Origin of the sequence: Streptomyces sp. NPDC017936, from assembly GCF_044328485.1 — a bacterium.
GTDB lineage: Bacteria > Actinomycetota > Actinomycetes > Streptomycetales > Streptomycetaceae > Streptomyces.
The window spans coordinates 142,772-158,830 of record NZ_JBIRHK010000018.1 but is presented as its reverse complement, the minus strand read 5'-3'; the positions used below and the strand labels follow the sequence as shown (position 1 = coordinate 158,830).

13 protein-coding genes are annotated in these 16,059 nt (G+C 73.0%); 5 read left to right on the top strand and 8 right to left on the bottom strand.

Annotated features, from left to right (window positions below; genetic code table 11):
- Positions 1-100 precede the first annotated feature (100 nt).
- On the top strand, positions 101-1,168 hold the full coding sequence (locus ACH4F6_RS32035; protein ID WP_397963872.1) for a DUF6397 family protein: 1,068 nt from the start codon (positions 101-103) through the stop codon (positions 1,166-1,168).
- On the opposite strand, the gene ACH4F6_RS32030 is transcribed toward ACH4F6_RS32035, so the two are convergent.
- Both ACH4F6_RS32030 and ACH4F6_RS32025 read right to left on the bottom strand, forming a co-directional pair.
- A complete protein-coding gene (locus ACH4F6_RS32030) occupies positions 1,105-1,971 on the bottom strand; it encodes an acyl-CoA thioesterase (protein ID WP_397963871.1) in 867 nt (288 codons plus the stop codon). The genes ACH4F6_RS32035 and ACH4F6_RS32030 overlap by 64 nt on opposite strands.
- Before the next feature lie 43 nt (positions 1,972-2,014).
- Positions 2,015-4,528 (bottom strand): DEAD/DEAH box helicase, encoded by a 2,514-nt coding sequence (locus tag ACH4F6_RS32025; RefSeq protein WP_397963870.1) that lies wholly within the window; start codon positions 4,526-4,528, stop codon positions 2,015-2,017.
- A 145-nt stretch (positions 4,529-4,673) separates the two neighbouring features.
- On the opposite strand from ACH4F6_RS32025, the gene ACH4F6_RS32020 reads away from it, so the two are divergent.
- Positions 4,674-5,468, top strand: coding sequence for a metal-dependent hydrolase (locus tag ACH4F6_RS32020; RefSeq protein WP_397963869.1), 795 nt, complete (start codon positions 4,674-4,676; stop codon positions 5,466-5,468).
- A gap of 27 nt (positions 5,469-5,495) precedes the next feature.
- Here the strand turns inward: ACH4F6_RS32020 and ACH4F6_RS32015 are convergent, their stop codons facing one another.
- The 5 genes from ACH4F6_RS32015 to ACH4F6_RS31995 all read right to left on the bottom strand — a co-directional run bounded on the left by ACH4F6_RS32015 (position 5,496) and on the right by ACH4F6_RS31995 (position 11,233).
- A complete protein-coding gene (locus ACH4F6_RS32015; protein ID WP_397963868.1) occupies positions 5,496-5,750 on the bottom strand; it encodes a type B 50S ribosomal protein L31 in 255 nt (84 codons plus the stop codon).
- 49 nt (positions 5,751-5,799) lie between these two features.
- Positions 5,800-6,279: a DUF5709 domain-containing protein gene (locus tag ACH4F6_RS32010; RefSeq protein WP_397963867.1), complete on the bottom strand. Its 480-nt coding sequence runs from the start codon at positions 6,277-6,279 to the stop codon at positions 5,800-5,802.
- 392 nt (positions 6,280-6,671) lie between these two features.
- Entirely contained in the window at positions 6,672-8,489 is a 1,818-nt protein-coding gene (locus ACH4F6_RS32005; protein ID WP_397963866.1) for an ABC transporter ATP-binding protein, read from the bottom strand.
- The gene (locus ACH4F6_RS32000) at positions 8,486-10,288 is read right to left on the bottom strand and encodes an ABC transporter ATP-binding protein (protein ID WP_397963865.1); all 1,803 of its coding nucleotides are present in this window, start codon (positions 10,286-10,288) and stop codon (positions 8,486-8,488) included. The genes ACH4F6_RS32005 and ACH4F6_RS32000 overlap by 4 nt, the downstream gene beginning before the upstream one ends.
- Before the next feature lie 495 nt (positions 10,289-10,783).
- Positions 10,784-11,233, bottom strand: coding sequence for a MarR family winged helix-turn-helix transcriptional regulator (locus tag ACH4F6_RS31995; protein WP_397963864.1), 450 nt, complete (start codon positions 11,231-11,233; stop codon positions 10,784-10,786).
- A 171-nt stretch (positions 11,234-11,404) separates the two neighbouring features.
- Between ACH4F6_RS31995 and ACH4F6_RS31990 the strand changes: the two genes are divergently transcribed.
- Positions 11,405-13,213 carry an ABC transporter ATP-binding protein gene (locus ACH4F6_RS31990; RefSeq protein WP_397963863.1) on the top strand — a complete coding sequence of 603 codons (1,809 nt, stop codon included), beginning with the start codon at positions 11,405-11,407 and terminating at the stop codon, positions 13,211-13,213.
- Between the two features lie 53 nt (positions 13,214-13,266).
- Positions 13,267-14,124, top strand: coding sequence for an endolytic transglycosylase MltG (gene mltG, locus ACH4F6_RS31985; RefSeq protein WP_397963862.1), 858 nt, complete (start codon positions 13,267-13,269; stop codon positions 14,122-14,124).
- A 37-nt stretch (positions 14,125-14,161) separates the two neighbouring features.
- On the opposite strand, the gene ACH4F6_RS31980 is transcribed toward mltG, so the two are convergent.
- The gene (locus tag ACH4F6_RS31980) at positions 14,162-15,274 is read right to left on the bottom strand and encodes an NAD(P)-binding domain-containing protein (protein ID WP_397963861.1); all 1,113 of its coding nucleotides are present in this window, start codon (positions 15,272-15,274) and stop codon (positions 14,162-14,164) included.
- A 263-nt stretch (positions 15,275-15,537) separates the two neighbouring features.
- Here ACH4F6_RS31980 and ACH4F6_RS31975 point away from each other — a divergent pair, with 263 nt between their 5' ends.
- Positions 15,538-15,960: a secondary thiamine-phosphate synthase enzyme YjbQ gene (locus ACH4F6_RS31975; protein WP_397963860.1), complete on the top strand. Its 423-nt coding sequence runs from the start codon at positions 15,538-15,540 to the stop codon at positions 15,958-15,960.
- Positions 15,961-16,059: the final 99 nt, after the last annotated feature.

Sequence of the window (16,059 nt, the reverse complement as noted above, 5' to 3'; positions counted from 1 at the left end):
TTATCCACAGGCTCGCCACGAGAGGCGCGGATCCGGCTACGGTTTTTCCCGAGGCCACCGCGGACGGCGTGGCCGCTTCACTCCACGGGGGAGACCGACCATGTCACGCGACACCACCGCCCCACCGCGGAGCCCGGTCTGCACGTTCAGCCGAGCCGCGAAGGAACTGGGTCTGAAACGCAGCGAGTTCGATCTCGCAGTGAACCTCGGACGGATCAGGACCGTGCCCGACGAGGGCGGCGGGGGACGCCGTGTGGCCCGCCTCGAACTCGACCGGCTGCGCGCGGCACGCGACTTCCCCGAGGCACTGCGCGACAGCGTCGAGACCGTCGGCACCGTCGACGGCGCGGCACTGGTGGGGGTGCCGCCCACCCGGTTCACGCGCCTGGCACGGCTGGGGCTGGTGGTGCCGGTGAAGTTCCACGTGAACCGCTACCGGGCCGTCGTCTGGCTGTATCTCGCCGAGGAGCTACGGCAGTTCGCCGCCGGCGAGGACAACGCACCGTTGCTCACGGGCCGGACCCCCACGGCGATGCGGGAGCAGTTGGCCGAGGGACTGGACCTGCGTTCCCGCAACTGGCGGGGACGCCACCTCGGTTTCCTGCTGCGGCAGGCCGACGGCCCCTGGCAGCGCGCCGGAGCCCTGGCCTCGTTCCTCGACCCCCTCCAGGTGGCGGAGCTCGTCCAGGACCCGTACGAGCGCTCGCACCTGAACCGCTTCCGCGCCGGCCCTCCGGTCCCCGGGGTCCCCGGCTCACCGGCGGCTCGTCTCGTCGAGGAGATCACGACGGCGGCCGACGCCGACGAGATCGCCCGGCTGCGCTCCGACCTGCTCCAGGCACTGGACGAGGCCCGCGCCCACCAGCCCGCGCCACGCCCCGCACCGAAGCCCCAGCGGGGGCCCGCTCCGGTGCCCGAGCCGCCCCCGGACCGCGTACCAGCGCGCCCGGCGGCGAAACCGCGGCCGTCTGACCGGCCGGAGCGAGCCGGGAGCGGCCTGCTGGGCCGGCTGCGCCGCGGAAACGTGTGGCGCCGGGTCCTGCGGCGTTCGCGCCGGGGGACCGGTCCGGCCCCCTCCCGGCGGGGGCCGGACCGGGCGCCGTCCTACAGCGCCCGGAAAAGCCCCTCCTGGACGACCGACACCAGCAGACGGCCCTGGAGGTCGTAGATCCGCCCCCGGGCCAGACCGCGCCCGCCGGTCGCGATGGGCGACTCCTGGTCGTACAGGAACCACTCGTCGGCGCGGAACGGCCGGTGGAACCACATGGCGTGGTCCAGCGACGCCATGTCGAAGTTCCGCGGGCCCCACAGCGGCTCGACAGGAAGGCGGACGGCGTCCAGAAGAGTCATGTCACTGGCGTACGTCAGCGCGCAGGTGTGCACGAGCGGATCGTCACCGAGCGGACCGACCGCGCGCATCCACACCGCGCTGCGCGGCTCGGCGTCCTTGATCTCCTCGGGCGTCCAGCGCAGCCCGTCCGCGTACCGGATGTCGAAGGGCTGACGGCGTGCCATCCGCTCCAACTGCTCGGGCAGCGCGCCCAGATGCTCCCGGACCTCCTCCGTGACCGTCGGCAGAGACTCCGGGTCCGGGACCTCACGGGCCGGCGGCAACTGGTGCTCGAAGGGACCCTCCTCGGGCTGGTGGAAGGAGGCGGTGAGATTGAAGATCGTGCGGCCCTGCTGCACGGCGGTGACCCGGCGCGTGGTGAACGACCGCCCGTCCCGCACCCGCTCGACCTGGTACACGATCGGCACCCCCGGCCGGCCCGGGCGCAGGAAGTACGCGTGCAGCGAGTGCACCGGCCGGTCGCCCTCCGTGGTCCGGCCGGCCGCGACCAGCGCCTGGCCGGCCACCTGGCCGCCGAAGACCCGCTGCAGCGACTCGTGCGGGCTGCGACCGCGGAAGATGTTGACCTCGATCTGCTCCAGGTCGAGCAGGTCCACGAGCCTTTCGGCCGGATTCGTCATCGGTGTGCTTCTCCTGTGCCTGCTTCGGTGCCTCGTCCTGTCCTCACAGCTGCCCGACCTCGGTGACGCGGACGACCGCGCGTCCCTCCGCGTCGGAGGCCGTGAGGTCGACCTCCGCGCTGATGCCCCAGTCGTGATCGTCGTTCGGGTCGTCGAAGATCTGGCGGACCCGCCACAGACCGTTCTGCGGCTCCTCCTGGATGACGAGCAGCTTGGGACCGCGGGCGTCCGGGCCGGTACCGAGGTCGTCGTACTCGTCCCAGTACTTGTCCATCGCCTCGCCCCACGCGTCGGCGTCCCAGCCGGAGTCGGCGTCCATCTCGCCGAGCTCGTCGACCTGGTCGAGGGCGGCGAGCTCGACGCGCCGGAACATCGCGTTGCGCACGAGGACGCGGAAGGCACGCGCGTTGGCGGTGACCGGCTTGACCTCGTCGGCCTTCTCCTGCGCCTGCTCGGCGGTCATCTCCTCCGGGTTGGCCAGCTGCTCCCACTCGTCCAGCAGACTGGAGTCGACCTGGCGCACCATCTCGCCCAGCCACTCGATCAGGTCCTGGAGGTCCTCGGACTTGAGGTCGTCCGGGACGGTGTGGTCGAGCGCCTTGTAGGCACTGGCCAGGTAGCGCAGCACGATGCCCTCGGTCCGGGCCAGCTCGTAGTGGGACACCAGCTCCGTGAAGGTCAGCGCCCGCTCGTACATGTCCCGGATCACCGACTTCGGCGACAGCGGATGGTCACCGACCCACGGGTGGCTCTTGCGGTACGTGCCGTACGCGTGGAAGAGCAGCTCCTCCAGGGGCTTGGGGTAGGTGATGTCCTGGAGGCGCTCCATGCGCTCCTCGTACTCGACGCCGTCCGCCTTCATCGCGGCGACCGCCTCGCCGCGCGCCTTGTTCTGCTGGGCGGCGAGGATCTGGCGCGGGTCGTCGAGCGTGGACTCCACGACGGAGACCATGTCGAGCGCGTAGGACGGCGACTCCGGGTCGAGCAGCTCGAACGCGGCCAGGGCGAACGTGGACAGCGGCTGGTTGAGCGCGAAGTCCTGCTGGAGGTCCACGGTGAGGCGCACGATGCGGCCCGTGGCGTCCGGTTCGTCGAGCTTCTCGACGATTCCGCCGTCCAGCAGCGAACGGTAGATCGCGATCGCGCGCCGGATGTGCCGCAGCTGCTGCCGGCGCGGCTCGTGGTTGTCCTCCAGCAGACGCCGCATCGCCTCGAAGGCGTTGCCGGGACGGGCGATCACCGACAGCAGCATCGTGTGCGTGACCCGGAACCGGGAGGTCAGCGGCTCCGGCTCGGAGTCGATGAGCTTCTCGAAGGTGTTCTCCGTCCACCCGACGAAGCCCTCCGGGGCCTTCTTGCGCACCACCTTGCGGCGCTTCTTCGGGTCGTCGCCGGCCTTCGCGAGCGCCTTCTCGTTCTCGATCACGTGCTCGGGCGCCTGCGCCACCACGAAACCCGCCGTGTCGAAGCCGGCCCGGCCGGCCCGGCCCGCGATCTGGTGGAACTCCCGGGCCCGCAGCGTACGGACCCGGTTCCCGTCGTACTTGGTCAGGGCGGTGAACAGGACGGTCCGGATGGGCACGTTGACGCCGACGCCGAGCGTGTCCGTACCGCAGATGACCTTCAGCAGACCGGCCTGGGCGAGCTTCTCCACCAGGCGCCGGTACTTGGGCAGCATGCCCGCGTGGTGCACGCCGATGCCGTGCCGCACGTAGCGCGAGAGGTTGCGGCCGAACTTGGTGGTGAAGCGGAAGTTGCCGATCAGCTCGGCGATCTGCTCCTTCTCCTCACGCGAGCACATGTTGATGCTCATCAGCGCCTGCGCCCGCTCCACGGCCTGCGCCTGGGTGAAGTGGACGATGTAGACGGGAGCCTGCTTCGTCTCCAGCAGATCGGTGAGCGTCTCGGTGAGAGGCGTGTACCGGTACTCGTAGGACAGCGGCACGGGTCGGGTCGCCGAGCGGACCACCGCGGTGGGGCGGCCGGTGCGGCGGGTGAGGTCCTTCTCGAAGAAGGACACGTCGCCGAGCGTGGCCGACATGAGGACGAACTGCGCCTGGGGCAGCTCCAGCAGGGGGATCTGCCAGGCCCAGCCGCGGTCGCCCTCCGCGTAGAAGTGGAACTCGTCCATGACGACCTGGCCGACGTCCGCGTCCTTGCCGTCGCGCAGGGCGATCGAGGCCAGCACCTCGGCGGTGCAGCAGATCACCGGGGCGTCGGCATTGACGGAGGCGTCGCCGGTCAGCATGCCGACGTTCTCCGTGCCGAACAGCTTGCACAGCTCGAAGAACTTCTCCGACACCAGCGCCTTGATCGGCGCGGTGTAGAAGGTGACCTCGTCACGGGCGAGGGCCGCGAAGTGGGCACCCGCCGCGATCATGCTCTTGCCCGAGCCGGTGGGGGTCGACACGATCACGTTCGCGCCGGAGACCGCCTCGATCAGGGCCTCCTCCTGATGCGGGTAGAGCGTGAGACCACGCTCCTGCGCCCAGGACTCGAAGGCGTCGTAGAGGGCGTCGGGGTCTGCGGTCGGCGGCAACTGATCGATGAGGGTCACGACCCCATCTTGCCTGCCCCGGCGTCCGAGGGGGGAATCGGCTGCCGGGCCGAAGATCACGGCCGCTACGCTGTCTCGCCGACGGAGCGTCATCGCACCCGGTCAACTGGACAGCGGCACACGAGGAACAGGGCGGGCAACGGCCATGATGGGACCAGCACACTCACTGTCGGGCGCCGCCGCCTGGCTCGGCGTCGGCGCCGCGGCCGCCGCGGCGGGGCACTCGATGCCCTGGCCGGTCCTGCTGACCGGGGCGCTGATCTGTGCCGGTGCCGCGCTCGCCCCGGACCTCGACCACAAGGCCGCGACGATCTCCCGGTCCTTCGGACCCGTCTCGCGCTGGCTGTGCGAGATAGTGGACAAGCTCTCCTACGCCGTCTACAAGGCCACGAAGAAGCAGGGCGACCCGCGTCGCTCCGGCGGGCACCGCACGCTGACGCACACCTGGCTGTGGGCGGTCATGATCGGTGCGGGCGCCTCGGCGCTGGCGATCACCGGCGGCCGGTGGGCGGTGCTGGCGATCCTCTTCGTGCACATGGTGCTGGCGATCGAGGGCCTGCTGTGGCGGGCGGCGCGCGGCTCCAGCAGCGATGTGCTCGTGTGGCTGCTGGCGGCGACCAGCGCGTGGATCGTGGCCGGGGTCCTGGACAAGCCCGGCAACGGCGCGGACTGGCTGTTCACGGAGCCCGGCCAGGAGTACCTGTGGCTGGGGCTGCCGATCCTCCTGGGCGCCCTGGTGCACGACATCGGGGACGCGCTGACCGTCTCGGGCTGCCCGATCCTGTGGCCCATCCCGATCGGGCGCAAGCGCTGGTACCCGGTGGGCCCGCCCAAGGCCATGCGGTTCCGGGCGGGCAGCTGGGTCGAACTGAGGGTGCTGATGCCGGTGTTCATGGTGCTCGGGGGAGTGGGCGGCGCCGCCGCGCTCAACGTCATCTGAGCCCCCGCCGCCGACGGCGGGGGCGGCTCAGGACCCGGTGTCCTCGCCGTAGCGGCGCTCGAAGCGGGCGATGCGGCCCTCCGTGTCCACCGTGCGGGCCTTGCCCGTGTAGAAGGGGTGGCTCTCGGAGGAGATCTCCACGTCGACGACCGGGTAGGTCTCGCCGTCGTCCCACTCGATCGTCTGGTCGCTGCCGGCGGTGGACCGGGTCAGGAACGCGTAACCGGCGGCACGGTCCCGGAAGACGACCGGGTGGTAGTCGGGGTGCTTGTCCTGCTGCATGGGTGCTCCTCGCGCGGTGGGGGAGAGCGACGGACCGGGGACGGCGGTCTCAGCCCGGCCGGCCGGGCAGGGACTCCTCGTCGACGATGTGCACCGCGGCCTCCTCGGCGGAGGCGGCCGCGCCGTCGATGCCGACGTCCGTGGCGATCAGGGCGCTCTCCTCGTCCTCGTGGGCTCCCTCGTCCGGCGCCACGAGCCGGCCGGAGCGGGCGGAGCCGACCTCGTTGTCCAGGAGTTCCCCGTCGGTGCCGTCCGTGTCGCCGAGACCGTCGCCGTCGGGGGCGACGAGCTCGGGCAGCTCCTCGGCGAGCCGCTGGTCGAGGGTCTCGCCCTGTCGGCGTTCCGCGGCCGTCACACCGTCGTGTTCCACGGCCCACGGCCTCTCGGGAGGCGACCAGCCCCGGTCCAGGGGGTCGGCGACACCGTCGTTCTCGAGCGTGTCCTCCGCGTCGAGCAGGCCCGCGTCGTCCTGGATCTCGGACGCGTCGGGCTGGTAGACGTCGTCCCCCCATCCTTCGGCGCTGTTCACGGGTTCCTCCTGGGGATGACAGGCCCGTCCTCACCATGGTCGACGGCGGGACACCGGCGCACGGGGCGCCGGCCGAACGCGGCACGGTCCGGGCGGACCGGCCCGGCTGCCGGCCGCGCGGGTGCCGCTTCCCAGCGTTCCACCCCGCATCGGGGACGCGCAACGGCAGCGGCGGCGGCCGGGCCGGAGAGGGGCGCCGGGACCGGCTCGGCCGCGGCTCCCGGCCCCGGACCCGGAACCTGCGCGGCGGACTCGGACACGGGCCCGAACCGGGGACCGGGCGGGCACGGGCTCAGCCCCGGCCCCTGCCCGGACCCCCGCCGCTCTCACCGGGACCGGTGCCGGCCGCCCCGCCGATCACGGACCCCGCCCCGGCCGCGCACCTCCTTGCCTCAGCCGTGCCAGGATCGCCAGAGCGCCGCGTAGGCTCCGTCCGCCGCGACCAGCTCCGTGTGGCTTCCCAGCTCGCTGATGCGGCCGTTCTCGACGACGGCGATGACGTCGGCGTCGTGGGCGGTGTGGAGCCGGTGGGCGATGGCGATGACGGTGCGGCCGTCCAGGACACCGGCGAGGGACCGCTCCAGGTGACGGGCCGCACGCGGGTCGAGCAGCGAGGTCGCCTCGTCGAGGACCAGCGTGTGCGGGTCGGCCAGCACCAGCCGGGCCAGCGCGATCTGCTGCGCCTGGGCCGGGGTGAGCGCGAGCCCGCCGGAGCCGACCTCGGTGCCGAGGCCGTCGTCCAGGGCGCGCGCCCAGCCGTCCGCGTCGACGGCGGCCAGCGCGGCCCACAGCTCGGCGTCGGCGTCGCCGTCCGGGGAGCCGTCGTCGGCCCGGAGCCGGGCGTGCGGCAGGGCGAGCCGCAGGTTGTCGCGCAGGGAACCGACGAAGACGTGGTGTTCCTGGTTGACCAGGGCCACGTGCGAGCGCACGCGTTCGGCGGTCATGCGGGACAGCTCCGCCCCGCCGAGGGCGACGCGGCCCTCGCGGGGCGCGTAGACGCCGGCGAGGAGCCGGCCCAGGGTGGACTTGCCCGCGCCGGAGGGCCCGACCAGGGCCAGCCGGGTACCGGGGGCGACCTCCAGGGACACCTCGCGGAGCACGTCGACCCCGTCGCGGTAGCCGAAGCGGACCCGGTCGGCGAGCACGTCACGCCCGTCGGGCTCCAGTGCGCGGTCCCCGGCGTCCGGCTCGATGTCGCGCACCCCGACGAGGCGGGCCAGCGAGACCTGCGCCACCTGGAGCTCGTCGTACCAGCGCAGGACGAGGTTCACCGGTTCGACGAGCATCTGGGCCAGGAGCGCCCCCGTGGTGAGCCGGCCGACGTCGATCCAGCCGTGCAGGACGAACACCCCGCCGAGCACGAGGACGGAGCCGAGGACGGTGACGTGCACGACGCTGAGGACGGGGAAGAGCACCGAACGCAGCCACAGCGTGTACCGCTCCCAGGCGGTCCACTGCTTGATCCGCAGCTCCGACAGCGCGATCCGGCGGTCGCCGAGGCGGTGGGCCTCCACGGTGCGCCCGGCGTCCACGGTCTCGGCGAGGGCGGCGGCCACGGAGGCGTACCCGGCGGACTCCGAGCGGTAGGCGGAGGGCGCCCGCCTGAAGTACCAGCGGCAGCCGGCCACCAGCAGCGGCACCGCGATCAGCACGGCGGGCGCCAGCGGGGGCGCGGTCACGACGAGCCCGCCGAGCAGCAGCGCCGCCCACATCACGCCGATCGTCAGCTGGGGCACGGCTTCGCGCATGGCGTTGGCCAGCCGGTCGATGTCCGTGGTGATGCGGGACAGCAGGTCACCGGTCCCGGCCCGCTCGAGCACGCCCGGCGGCAGCCGGACCGACCGGACGAGGAAGTCCTCGCGCAGGTCGGCCAGCATCCGCTCGCCGAGCGTCGCGCCCCGCAGCCGCACCTGCCGTACGAAGGCGGCCTGGACGACCAGGGCGAGGACGAAGAGGGCGGCGGTGCGCTCCAGGTGGAGTTCGCGCGTTCCGTCCGACAGCCGTGCCACGAGGTCGCCCAGGAGCCACGGGCCCACCATGGAGGCGACCGTGGCGACGGTGTTGACGACGACGAGGACCAGGAAGGCACGCCGGTGCCGGCGCAGCAGTTCCGCCACGTAGGCGCGGACGGTGGCGGGGGCGCCGACCGGCAGCGTGCTCGTCGTGGTCGGTGCCGCGGGGTCGTACGCCGGTGGCGCCACGCCGATCATGCGGTCTCCTCGATCTCTTGCAGTCCGTTCTTCTCCAGGTCCGTGAAGACGCCGTCCAGGACGGTCTCCTCGTCGGTCTCCCGGGTCACCACGGCGCGGTACCGGGGCTCGGTGTGCAGCAGGTCGCGGTGGACGCCGACGGCCGCGGCCCGACCCTCGTGCACGAGGACGACCCGGTCGGCGCGGTCCAGGAGCAGCGGGGAGGAGGTGAAGACCACCGTGGTGCGCCCGGCCCGCAGTGCGCGCAGGCCCTCGGCGATCCGCGCCTCGGTGTGCGAGTCGACGGCGGAGGTGGGTTCGTCCAGGACGAGGACCTCCGGGTCGGTGAACAGCGACCGGGCCAGGGCCAGCCGCTGGCGCTGGCCGCCGGACAGGGAGCGGCCACGTTCGGTGACGCGCGCGTCCATCGGGTCGTCGGCGTCCAGCGAGCCCTGGACGAGGGCCTCGAGCACGTCCTCGCACCGGGCCGCAGCCAGTGCCGCCGCCGCGTCGACACCGCCCGAGGCGGGCACGTCGAGCAGGTCGCGCAGCGAACCGGACAGCAGCACCGGATCCTTGTCCTGGACGAGGACGGCGGTGCGCGCGCTGTCCAGCGGCAGCTCGTCCAGCGGGACCCCGCCGAGCAGCACCGACGGGCCGTCCTGCGCGGAGTGCCCGCCCAGGCGTTCCGCGAGCCGTCCGGCCGCGTCCGGGTCGCCGCACACCACGGCGGTGAGGCGGGCGGCCGGTGCGAGCAGGCCGGTGGCAGGGTCGTACAGGTCGCCGGAGGGGAGGTCCGCCGGGCGCGATCCGCCGGCGTCCGTGACGCGTTCCAGGGACAGCACCCGCGCGGCGCGTTTCGCCGACGGCCGGGAGAAGGAGTAGGCCATCGCGATCTCCTCGAAGTGCCTGAGGGGATAGGTCAGGACCATGACGGAGCTGTAGACGGTGACGAGTTCACCGACGGAGATCCGGCCCTCGCGGGCCAGGCGGACGCCGTACCACACGACCGCGATCAGCAGCAGGCCCGGCAGCAGCACCTGGATGGCGCTGATCAGGGACCACATGCGGGCGCTGCGCACGGCCGCGTGCCGGACCTCCTGGGAGGCGCGGCGGTAGCGGTCGAGGAACAGCTCCTCGCCGCCGATACCGCGCAGCACCCGCAGACCGGCCACGGTGTCCGAGGCCAGTTCGGTGGCGCGTCCGGCCTTCTCGCGCTGGAAGTCGGCCCGGCGGGTGGCGCGGGGCAGCAGGGGCAGGACCGCGATCGCGAGGACGGGCAGTCCCACGGCGACGACCACGCCGAGAGCCGGCTGGTAGATCACCAGGCCGACGCAGACCAGCACGACGGTCAGGGCCGCGGCGGTGAACCGTGACACGGCCTCCACGAACCAGCCGATCTTCTCGACGTCCCCCGTGGAGACGGCGACGACCTCGCCGGCGGCGACCCGCCGGCTGAGCGCGGAGCCCAACTGCGACGCCTTGCGGGCGAGGAGTTGCTGGACCCGGGCGGCCGCGGTGATCCAGTTGGTGACGGCGGCGCGGTGCAGGAACGTGTCCCCGACGGCGGTGGCCGCGCCGCACAGGGCCATCAGCCCGCCGGCGAGCGCGAGCCGCTCACCGGAGCGTTCGACGACGGCCTCGACGGCGAACCCGACGCAGAACGGCTGCGCCGAGACGGCCACGAAATGCAGCAGTCCCCAGGCGAGCGACGTGAGCTGACCGCCCCACTGGTTGCGGCCGAGCCACCACAGGAAGCGGGGACCCGAGCGTGCGTCCGGCACACCCGGGTCGGGATACGGAAGGTCTTGGATCTGCATGGCGTCCCAGTGGCTCGTGTCAGGGGTGAGGGCGGAAGGGGAGGAGTCCGGACAGGGGGAGGCGGACGCGGTGGAGGACACACAAGGAGAGGAGGTGGTGACGGACCGTGACAGGTTCGCCCTGCGGGGTGGTGGGAATCAACCCGTTTTTCGCGGCGGCGCGGGAATCCGGCTGCCTGCCGGAACGGGACGCGAGCGCTCGTGCACCGGTGAACGTCCCGTCGCGGGTCCGGCCGGGGAGGCGCCGCGCACGGGCAGCCGTCCCCGTACGCCGGCCGCCGCCTCGGCGCACCGCCGGACCGGCGGCGAGGCGGTGGACGGTGGACGGTGGACGGTCCGAAGGTGCCGCGCGGCCGGCGCGACGAGCGGCCACCACCGTCCGTACGGCTCCCCGGGATGCCGCGACCGCGTGTCGACGTCCTTCAGGGGACGGCTGCCGAGGGCCGCGGCGGTCGCCGACGGGGGCCGGCCGTCCGGCGCCGGGCGCACCCTGCCTCAGCGCTGCCGGACGGCCGTCCCGTCGATCAGCGTGTCCAGCAGTTCCCCGAGCACCGCCCGCTCCACCTCGGTCAGCGGCGCCAGGATCTCCCGCGCGGCCGCCCGGCGCGCCCGGCGCAGTTCGCCGAGGGCCTCGTGGCCCGCGTCCGTCAGTTCGATCCGGATCACCCGGCGATTCGTCGGATCCGGCACCCGGCGCACCTTGCCGCTCGCCTCCAGCCCGTCGACGAGCGTGGTCACCGCACGCGGGACGACCTCCAGGCGCTCGGCGAGGTCCGCCATGCGCGGCGGCGTGCCGAAGTGGGCGAGGGTGCGCAGCAGGCGTGACTGGGCCGGGGTGACACCCAGGTCGGACAGCTCCAGATGGCGCTTCTGGATGCGGTGCACCCGGCGGGTGAACCGCAGCAACTGCTCGGCGAGCGCGCCGTCGGGATCGGGGCTGGTCATGCGGGAACAATATCAGGACCTTGTGCATTGTGAGTATAGGTAACAATGAGCTACGATCCGTCAAGTACCGTCGGCGCGGCTGCCGCCGTCGCCGCGGCCGCCCTCCGTCCGGTTCCCCGGCGATCCGTCCGGGCCGGGCCCGCCGACGCCGTCCCACCCCCGTAGGAGCCCATGCATCCCGACCGGCCAGCCCCCTGGACCCCGCCCGCCGACGCCGAACAGCAGCCCCGCCAGGTGCGCCGCATCCTCAGACTCTTCCGCCCCTACCGCGGCCGGCTGGCGGTCGTCGGCCTGCTGGTCGCCGCCTCGTCCCTGGTCTCCGTCGCCACGCCGTTCCTCCTCAAGGAGATCCTCGACGTCGCCATCCCCGAGGGGCGGACGGGCCTGCTGGGCCTGCTCGCCCTCGGCATGATCCTCAGCGCCGTCCTCGCCGGCGTCTTCGGCGTCCTGCAGACCCTGATCTCCACCACGGTCGGCCAGCGCGTCATGCACGACCTGCGCACCGCCGTGTACGGCCGCCTCCAGCGCATGTCGCTCGCGTTCTTCACGCGCACGCGTACCGGCGAGGTGCAGTCCCGCATCGCCAACGACATCGGCGGCATGCAGGCCACCGTCACCTCCACCGCCACCTCCCTGGTCTCCAACTTCACCAGCGTCGTCGCCACGGTCGTCGCCATGGTCGCCCTCGACTGGCGACTGACCGTGGTCTCGCTGCTCCTGCTGCCGGTCTTCGTGTGGATCAGCCGCCGGGTCGGCGACGAACGCAGGAAGATCACCACCCAGCGCCAGAAACAGATGGCCGCCATGGCCGCCACCGTGACCGAGTCGCTCTCCGTCAGCGGCATCCTGCTCGGCCGCACCATGGGCCGCGCCGACTCCCTCACCCGGTCCTTCGCCGAGGAGTCCGAGCAGCTGGTCGACCTCGAGGTGCGGTCGAACATGGCCGGGCGCTGGCGCATGGCCGTGATCGGGATCGTCATGTCCGCCCTCCCGGCCGTCATCTACTGGGCGGCGGGCGTCACCCTCCAGCTCGGCGGCCCGGACGTCTCCCTCGGCACGATCGTCGCCTTCGTCTCGCTCCAGCAGGGTCTGTTCCGGCCGGCCGTCAGCCTCCTGTCGACGGGGGTGCAGATCCAGACCTCGCTCGCCCTCTTCCAGCGCATCTTCGAGTACCTCGATCTCCCCGTCGACATCACCGAACGCGCCGATCCGGTCCACCTGGACCAGGTCAAGGGCGAGGTCCGGTTCGAGGACGTCGCGTTCCGCTACGGCGACGACGACACGGCCGGTCCGGTCCTCGACGGCGTCGACGTCACCGTGCCCGCGGGCGGCAGTCTCGCGATCGTCGGCCCGACCGGCGCCGGCAAGTCCACCCTGGGCTACCTGGTGCCGCGCCTGTACGACGTGACGGGCGGCCGGGTCACCCTCGACGGCGTCGACGTCCGCGACCTGGACTTCGACACCCTCGCGCGGGCGGTCGGCGTCGTCTCGCAGGAGACGTACCTCTTCCACGCCTCGGTCGCGGAGAACCTGCGCTTCGCCAAACCGGACGCCACCGACGAGGAGCTGTACGCGGCCGCGCGGGCGGCCCAGATCCACGACCACATCGCCGCCCTGCCCGACGGGTACGACACGGTCGTCGGCGAGCGCGGGCACCGCTTCTCCGGCGGTGAGAAGCAGCGTCTGGCGATCGCCCGCACCATCCTGCGCGACCCGCCGGTGCTCATCCTCGACGAGGCGACCAGCGCCCTCGACACGCGCACCGAGCACGCCGTCCAGGAGGCCATCGACGCGCTCTCGGCCGACCGCACCACGCTGACCATCGCCCACCGGCTGTCCACCGTGCGCGGTGCCGGCCAGATCGTCGTCCTCGACGCCGGCCGGGTGGCCGAACGGGGCACCCACGAGGAGCTGCTGGCGCGGGACGGACGATACGCGGCCCTGGTGCGGCAGGACGCCCGACTGACGCCGACAAGATGACCATACGTCAGAGGATGTCGGTTTTATAGAGGTGTGGGGGTTACCGTGCCCGCATGCAGATGAACACTCCGCCACGGAGCACGATTCGACTGACGCGTCGGGGACGTCTCGCCCTCATCGCGACCGGAGCCGTCGTGGCCGGTACCGCCGTGGCGGTGCCGCTGCTGAGCATGGACAGCCATGAGGAGAAGAGACCGGCGACCCTGGTGGTCCCGGAGGGCTGGCGCGCGAGCCAGGTCTACGCGGCCGTCGACAAGGCCCTCGCCCTGCCCGTCGGCACCACGAAGAAGGCGCTGCCGACCGCCGGCCTGAAGCTGCCGGCCGACGCCGAGGGCAACCCTGAGGGCTACCTCTACCCGGCGACGTATCCGCTGGACAAGAAGCCGACGCCCGAGGCGCTGCTGGCGCAGATGGTCGACAGGGCGAACAGGAAGTTCAACGGAGCGCCGATCGCCGCCGGGGCCCAGCGCAACGCGATGAACGTCTACCAGGCGGTGACCATCGCCAGCATCGTCCAGGCGGAGGCCGCGACCAAGGCGGACATGGGCAAGGTGGCCAGGGTCGTCTTCAACCGGCTGGAGCGCGGCATGCCGTTGCAGATGGACTCCACCGTCAACTACGCGCTGAACCGCGCCGCCGTGCGGACGACGGTGGAGGACACCCGTGTCGAGAGCCCCTACAACTCCTACCAGCGCATGGGGCTGCCGCCGACGCCGATCGACAACCCCGGCGAGGCCGCGATGCAGGCGGCGATCAATCCGGCCCCGGGCGACTGGCTGTACTTCGTCACGGTGAAGCCGGGCGACACGCGCTTCACGGCGGATTACGCGGAACACCAGCGCAATGTCGCCGAGTTCAACAAGAACCAGCAGCGCGCCAAGACCTCGCCCAGCCCGTCGAAGACCCGCTGACCGCACGGCCCGCCGGGTCCCGGAGCCCGACGGGACCTCAGGCGGCGACCGGCTCCCCGGCGGGCCCGGTGGCGTCCGCGGTCCCGGCGGGCTCGGCGAGCAGCCGCCTGATGTCCCGCACCGCCGCGCGTCCGGCCCGGTTGGCGCCGACGGTGCTCGCGGACGGACCGTAGCCGACCAGGTGGACGCGGGGGTCGGCGACCGCGCGCGTGCCCTCGACGCGGATCCCGCCGCCCGGCTCGCGCAGCCGCAGCGGCGCCAGGTGGTCCACGGCGGCCCGGAAGCCGGTCGCCCACAGAAGGACGTCGGCGGCCACCCGCCGCCCGTCCCGCCACTCCACGCCCTCCGGCGTGATCCGGTCGAACACGGGCAGCCGGTCGAGCACCCCGTCCGCCAGCCCCTGCCGGACCGCGTCGTTCAGCGGCAGTCCCGTCACGGAGACCACGCTCCTCGGCGGCAGCCCCTGCCGGACGCGCTCCTCCACGAGGGCGACCGCGGCGCGGCCCGCTTCCTCGTCGAAGGGCCCCTCCCGGAAGACGGGCGGACGGCGCGTCACCCAGGTGGTGGCGGCCGCGAACGGGGCGAGCTCCAGCAGGTGCTGGGTGGCGGACGCCCCACCGCCCACCACGACCACCCGCTGCCCGGTGAACGCCTCCGGACCCGGGTACTGCGCGGTGTGCAGTTGCCGGCCGCGGAAGGTCTCCTGGCCCGGATAGCGCGGCCAGAACGGCCGGTCCCAGGTGCCGGTGGCGTTGATCAGCGCCCTCGTCGCCCACGTGCCGTCCGGGGTCTCGACGAGCAGCCGCCCGCCCGTCCCCTCGCGCACCGCCCGCACGTCCACCGGCCGCCGCACGCGCAGGCCGAAGGCGCGCTCGTAGCGGTCGAAGTACGCGGCGACGACCTCCGACGACGGCCGCGCCGGGTCCGCGCCGACCAGCTCCATGCCGGGCAGGGCGTGCATGCCGTGCACCTTGCCGTACGTCAGTGAGGGCCACCGGAACTGCCAGGCGCCGCCCGGCCCGGGAGAGTGGTCCAGCACCACGAAGTCGCGCTCCGGCACGAAGCCGGTGCGCCGCAGGTGATAGGCGCCGGCCAGACCCGCCTGGCCGGCGCCTATGACGACCACCTCGACCTCACGTGTGTTGTTCACGTTTCCACCAACACCGCCGAGGCCGTGGACCTTCCCCGGCGTGCGCCTCGGCCGTGCGGCACCGCCGCCCTCGCGGCAGGCCGGGGGAGCGCGCGTGGTGACCGGGCCGGACGCGGCAGGCCGCCGAAACCGGTCAGCGGCGCGGCCGTGGCCGACGGGCGTCTCGCGGAACGGTCGACGGCGTCTCGCGGAAGGAGTCCTCGCGCGGAGGGGCGGACGGCCGGGCAGGTGTGGAATCCGGCGTACGGGTCAGGATGGGGGGCATGTCAGATGCGTTCACCACACGAGTACTGCACGTCGCCTCCGGATCGCAGGAGGCGGTCGTCGACCTCACCCGTGACTGCGAGTCCTTCCTGCGGGAGGCCGCGGCCGGCCGCGACGGCCTGCTGAACGTCTTCGTTCCGCACGCCACGGCCGGCATCGCGGTCATCGAGACGGGCGCCGGCAGCGACGACGACCTGCTCGCCGCCCTGCACACCCTCCTCCCCGCCGACGACCGCTGGCAGCACCGGCACGGCAGCCCCGGCCACGGCCGCGACCACGTCCTGCCGGCCCTCGTCCCGCCCCACGCGACGCTGCCCGTCGTGAGCGGCCGACTGGAGCTCGGAACCTGGCAGTCGGTGTGCCTGGTGGACACGAACCGGGACAATCCGAACCGTCAGGTGCGGCTGAGCTTCCTCGGCTAGGCGGCGACCGCGGCCGGATCCGGCCGCGGTCGCCGGGGGCGCCCTCCCCCGAGGAGGGACCGTCCACCCGGAGCTGAGTCGAGGGCACGTGCCCGCCCG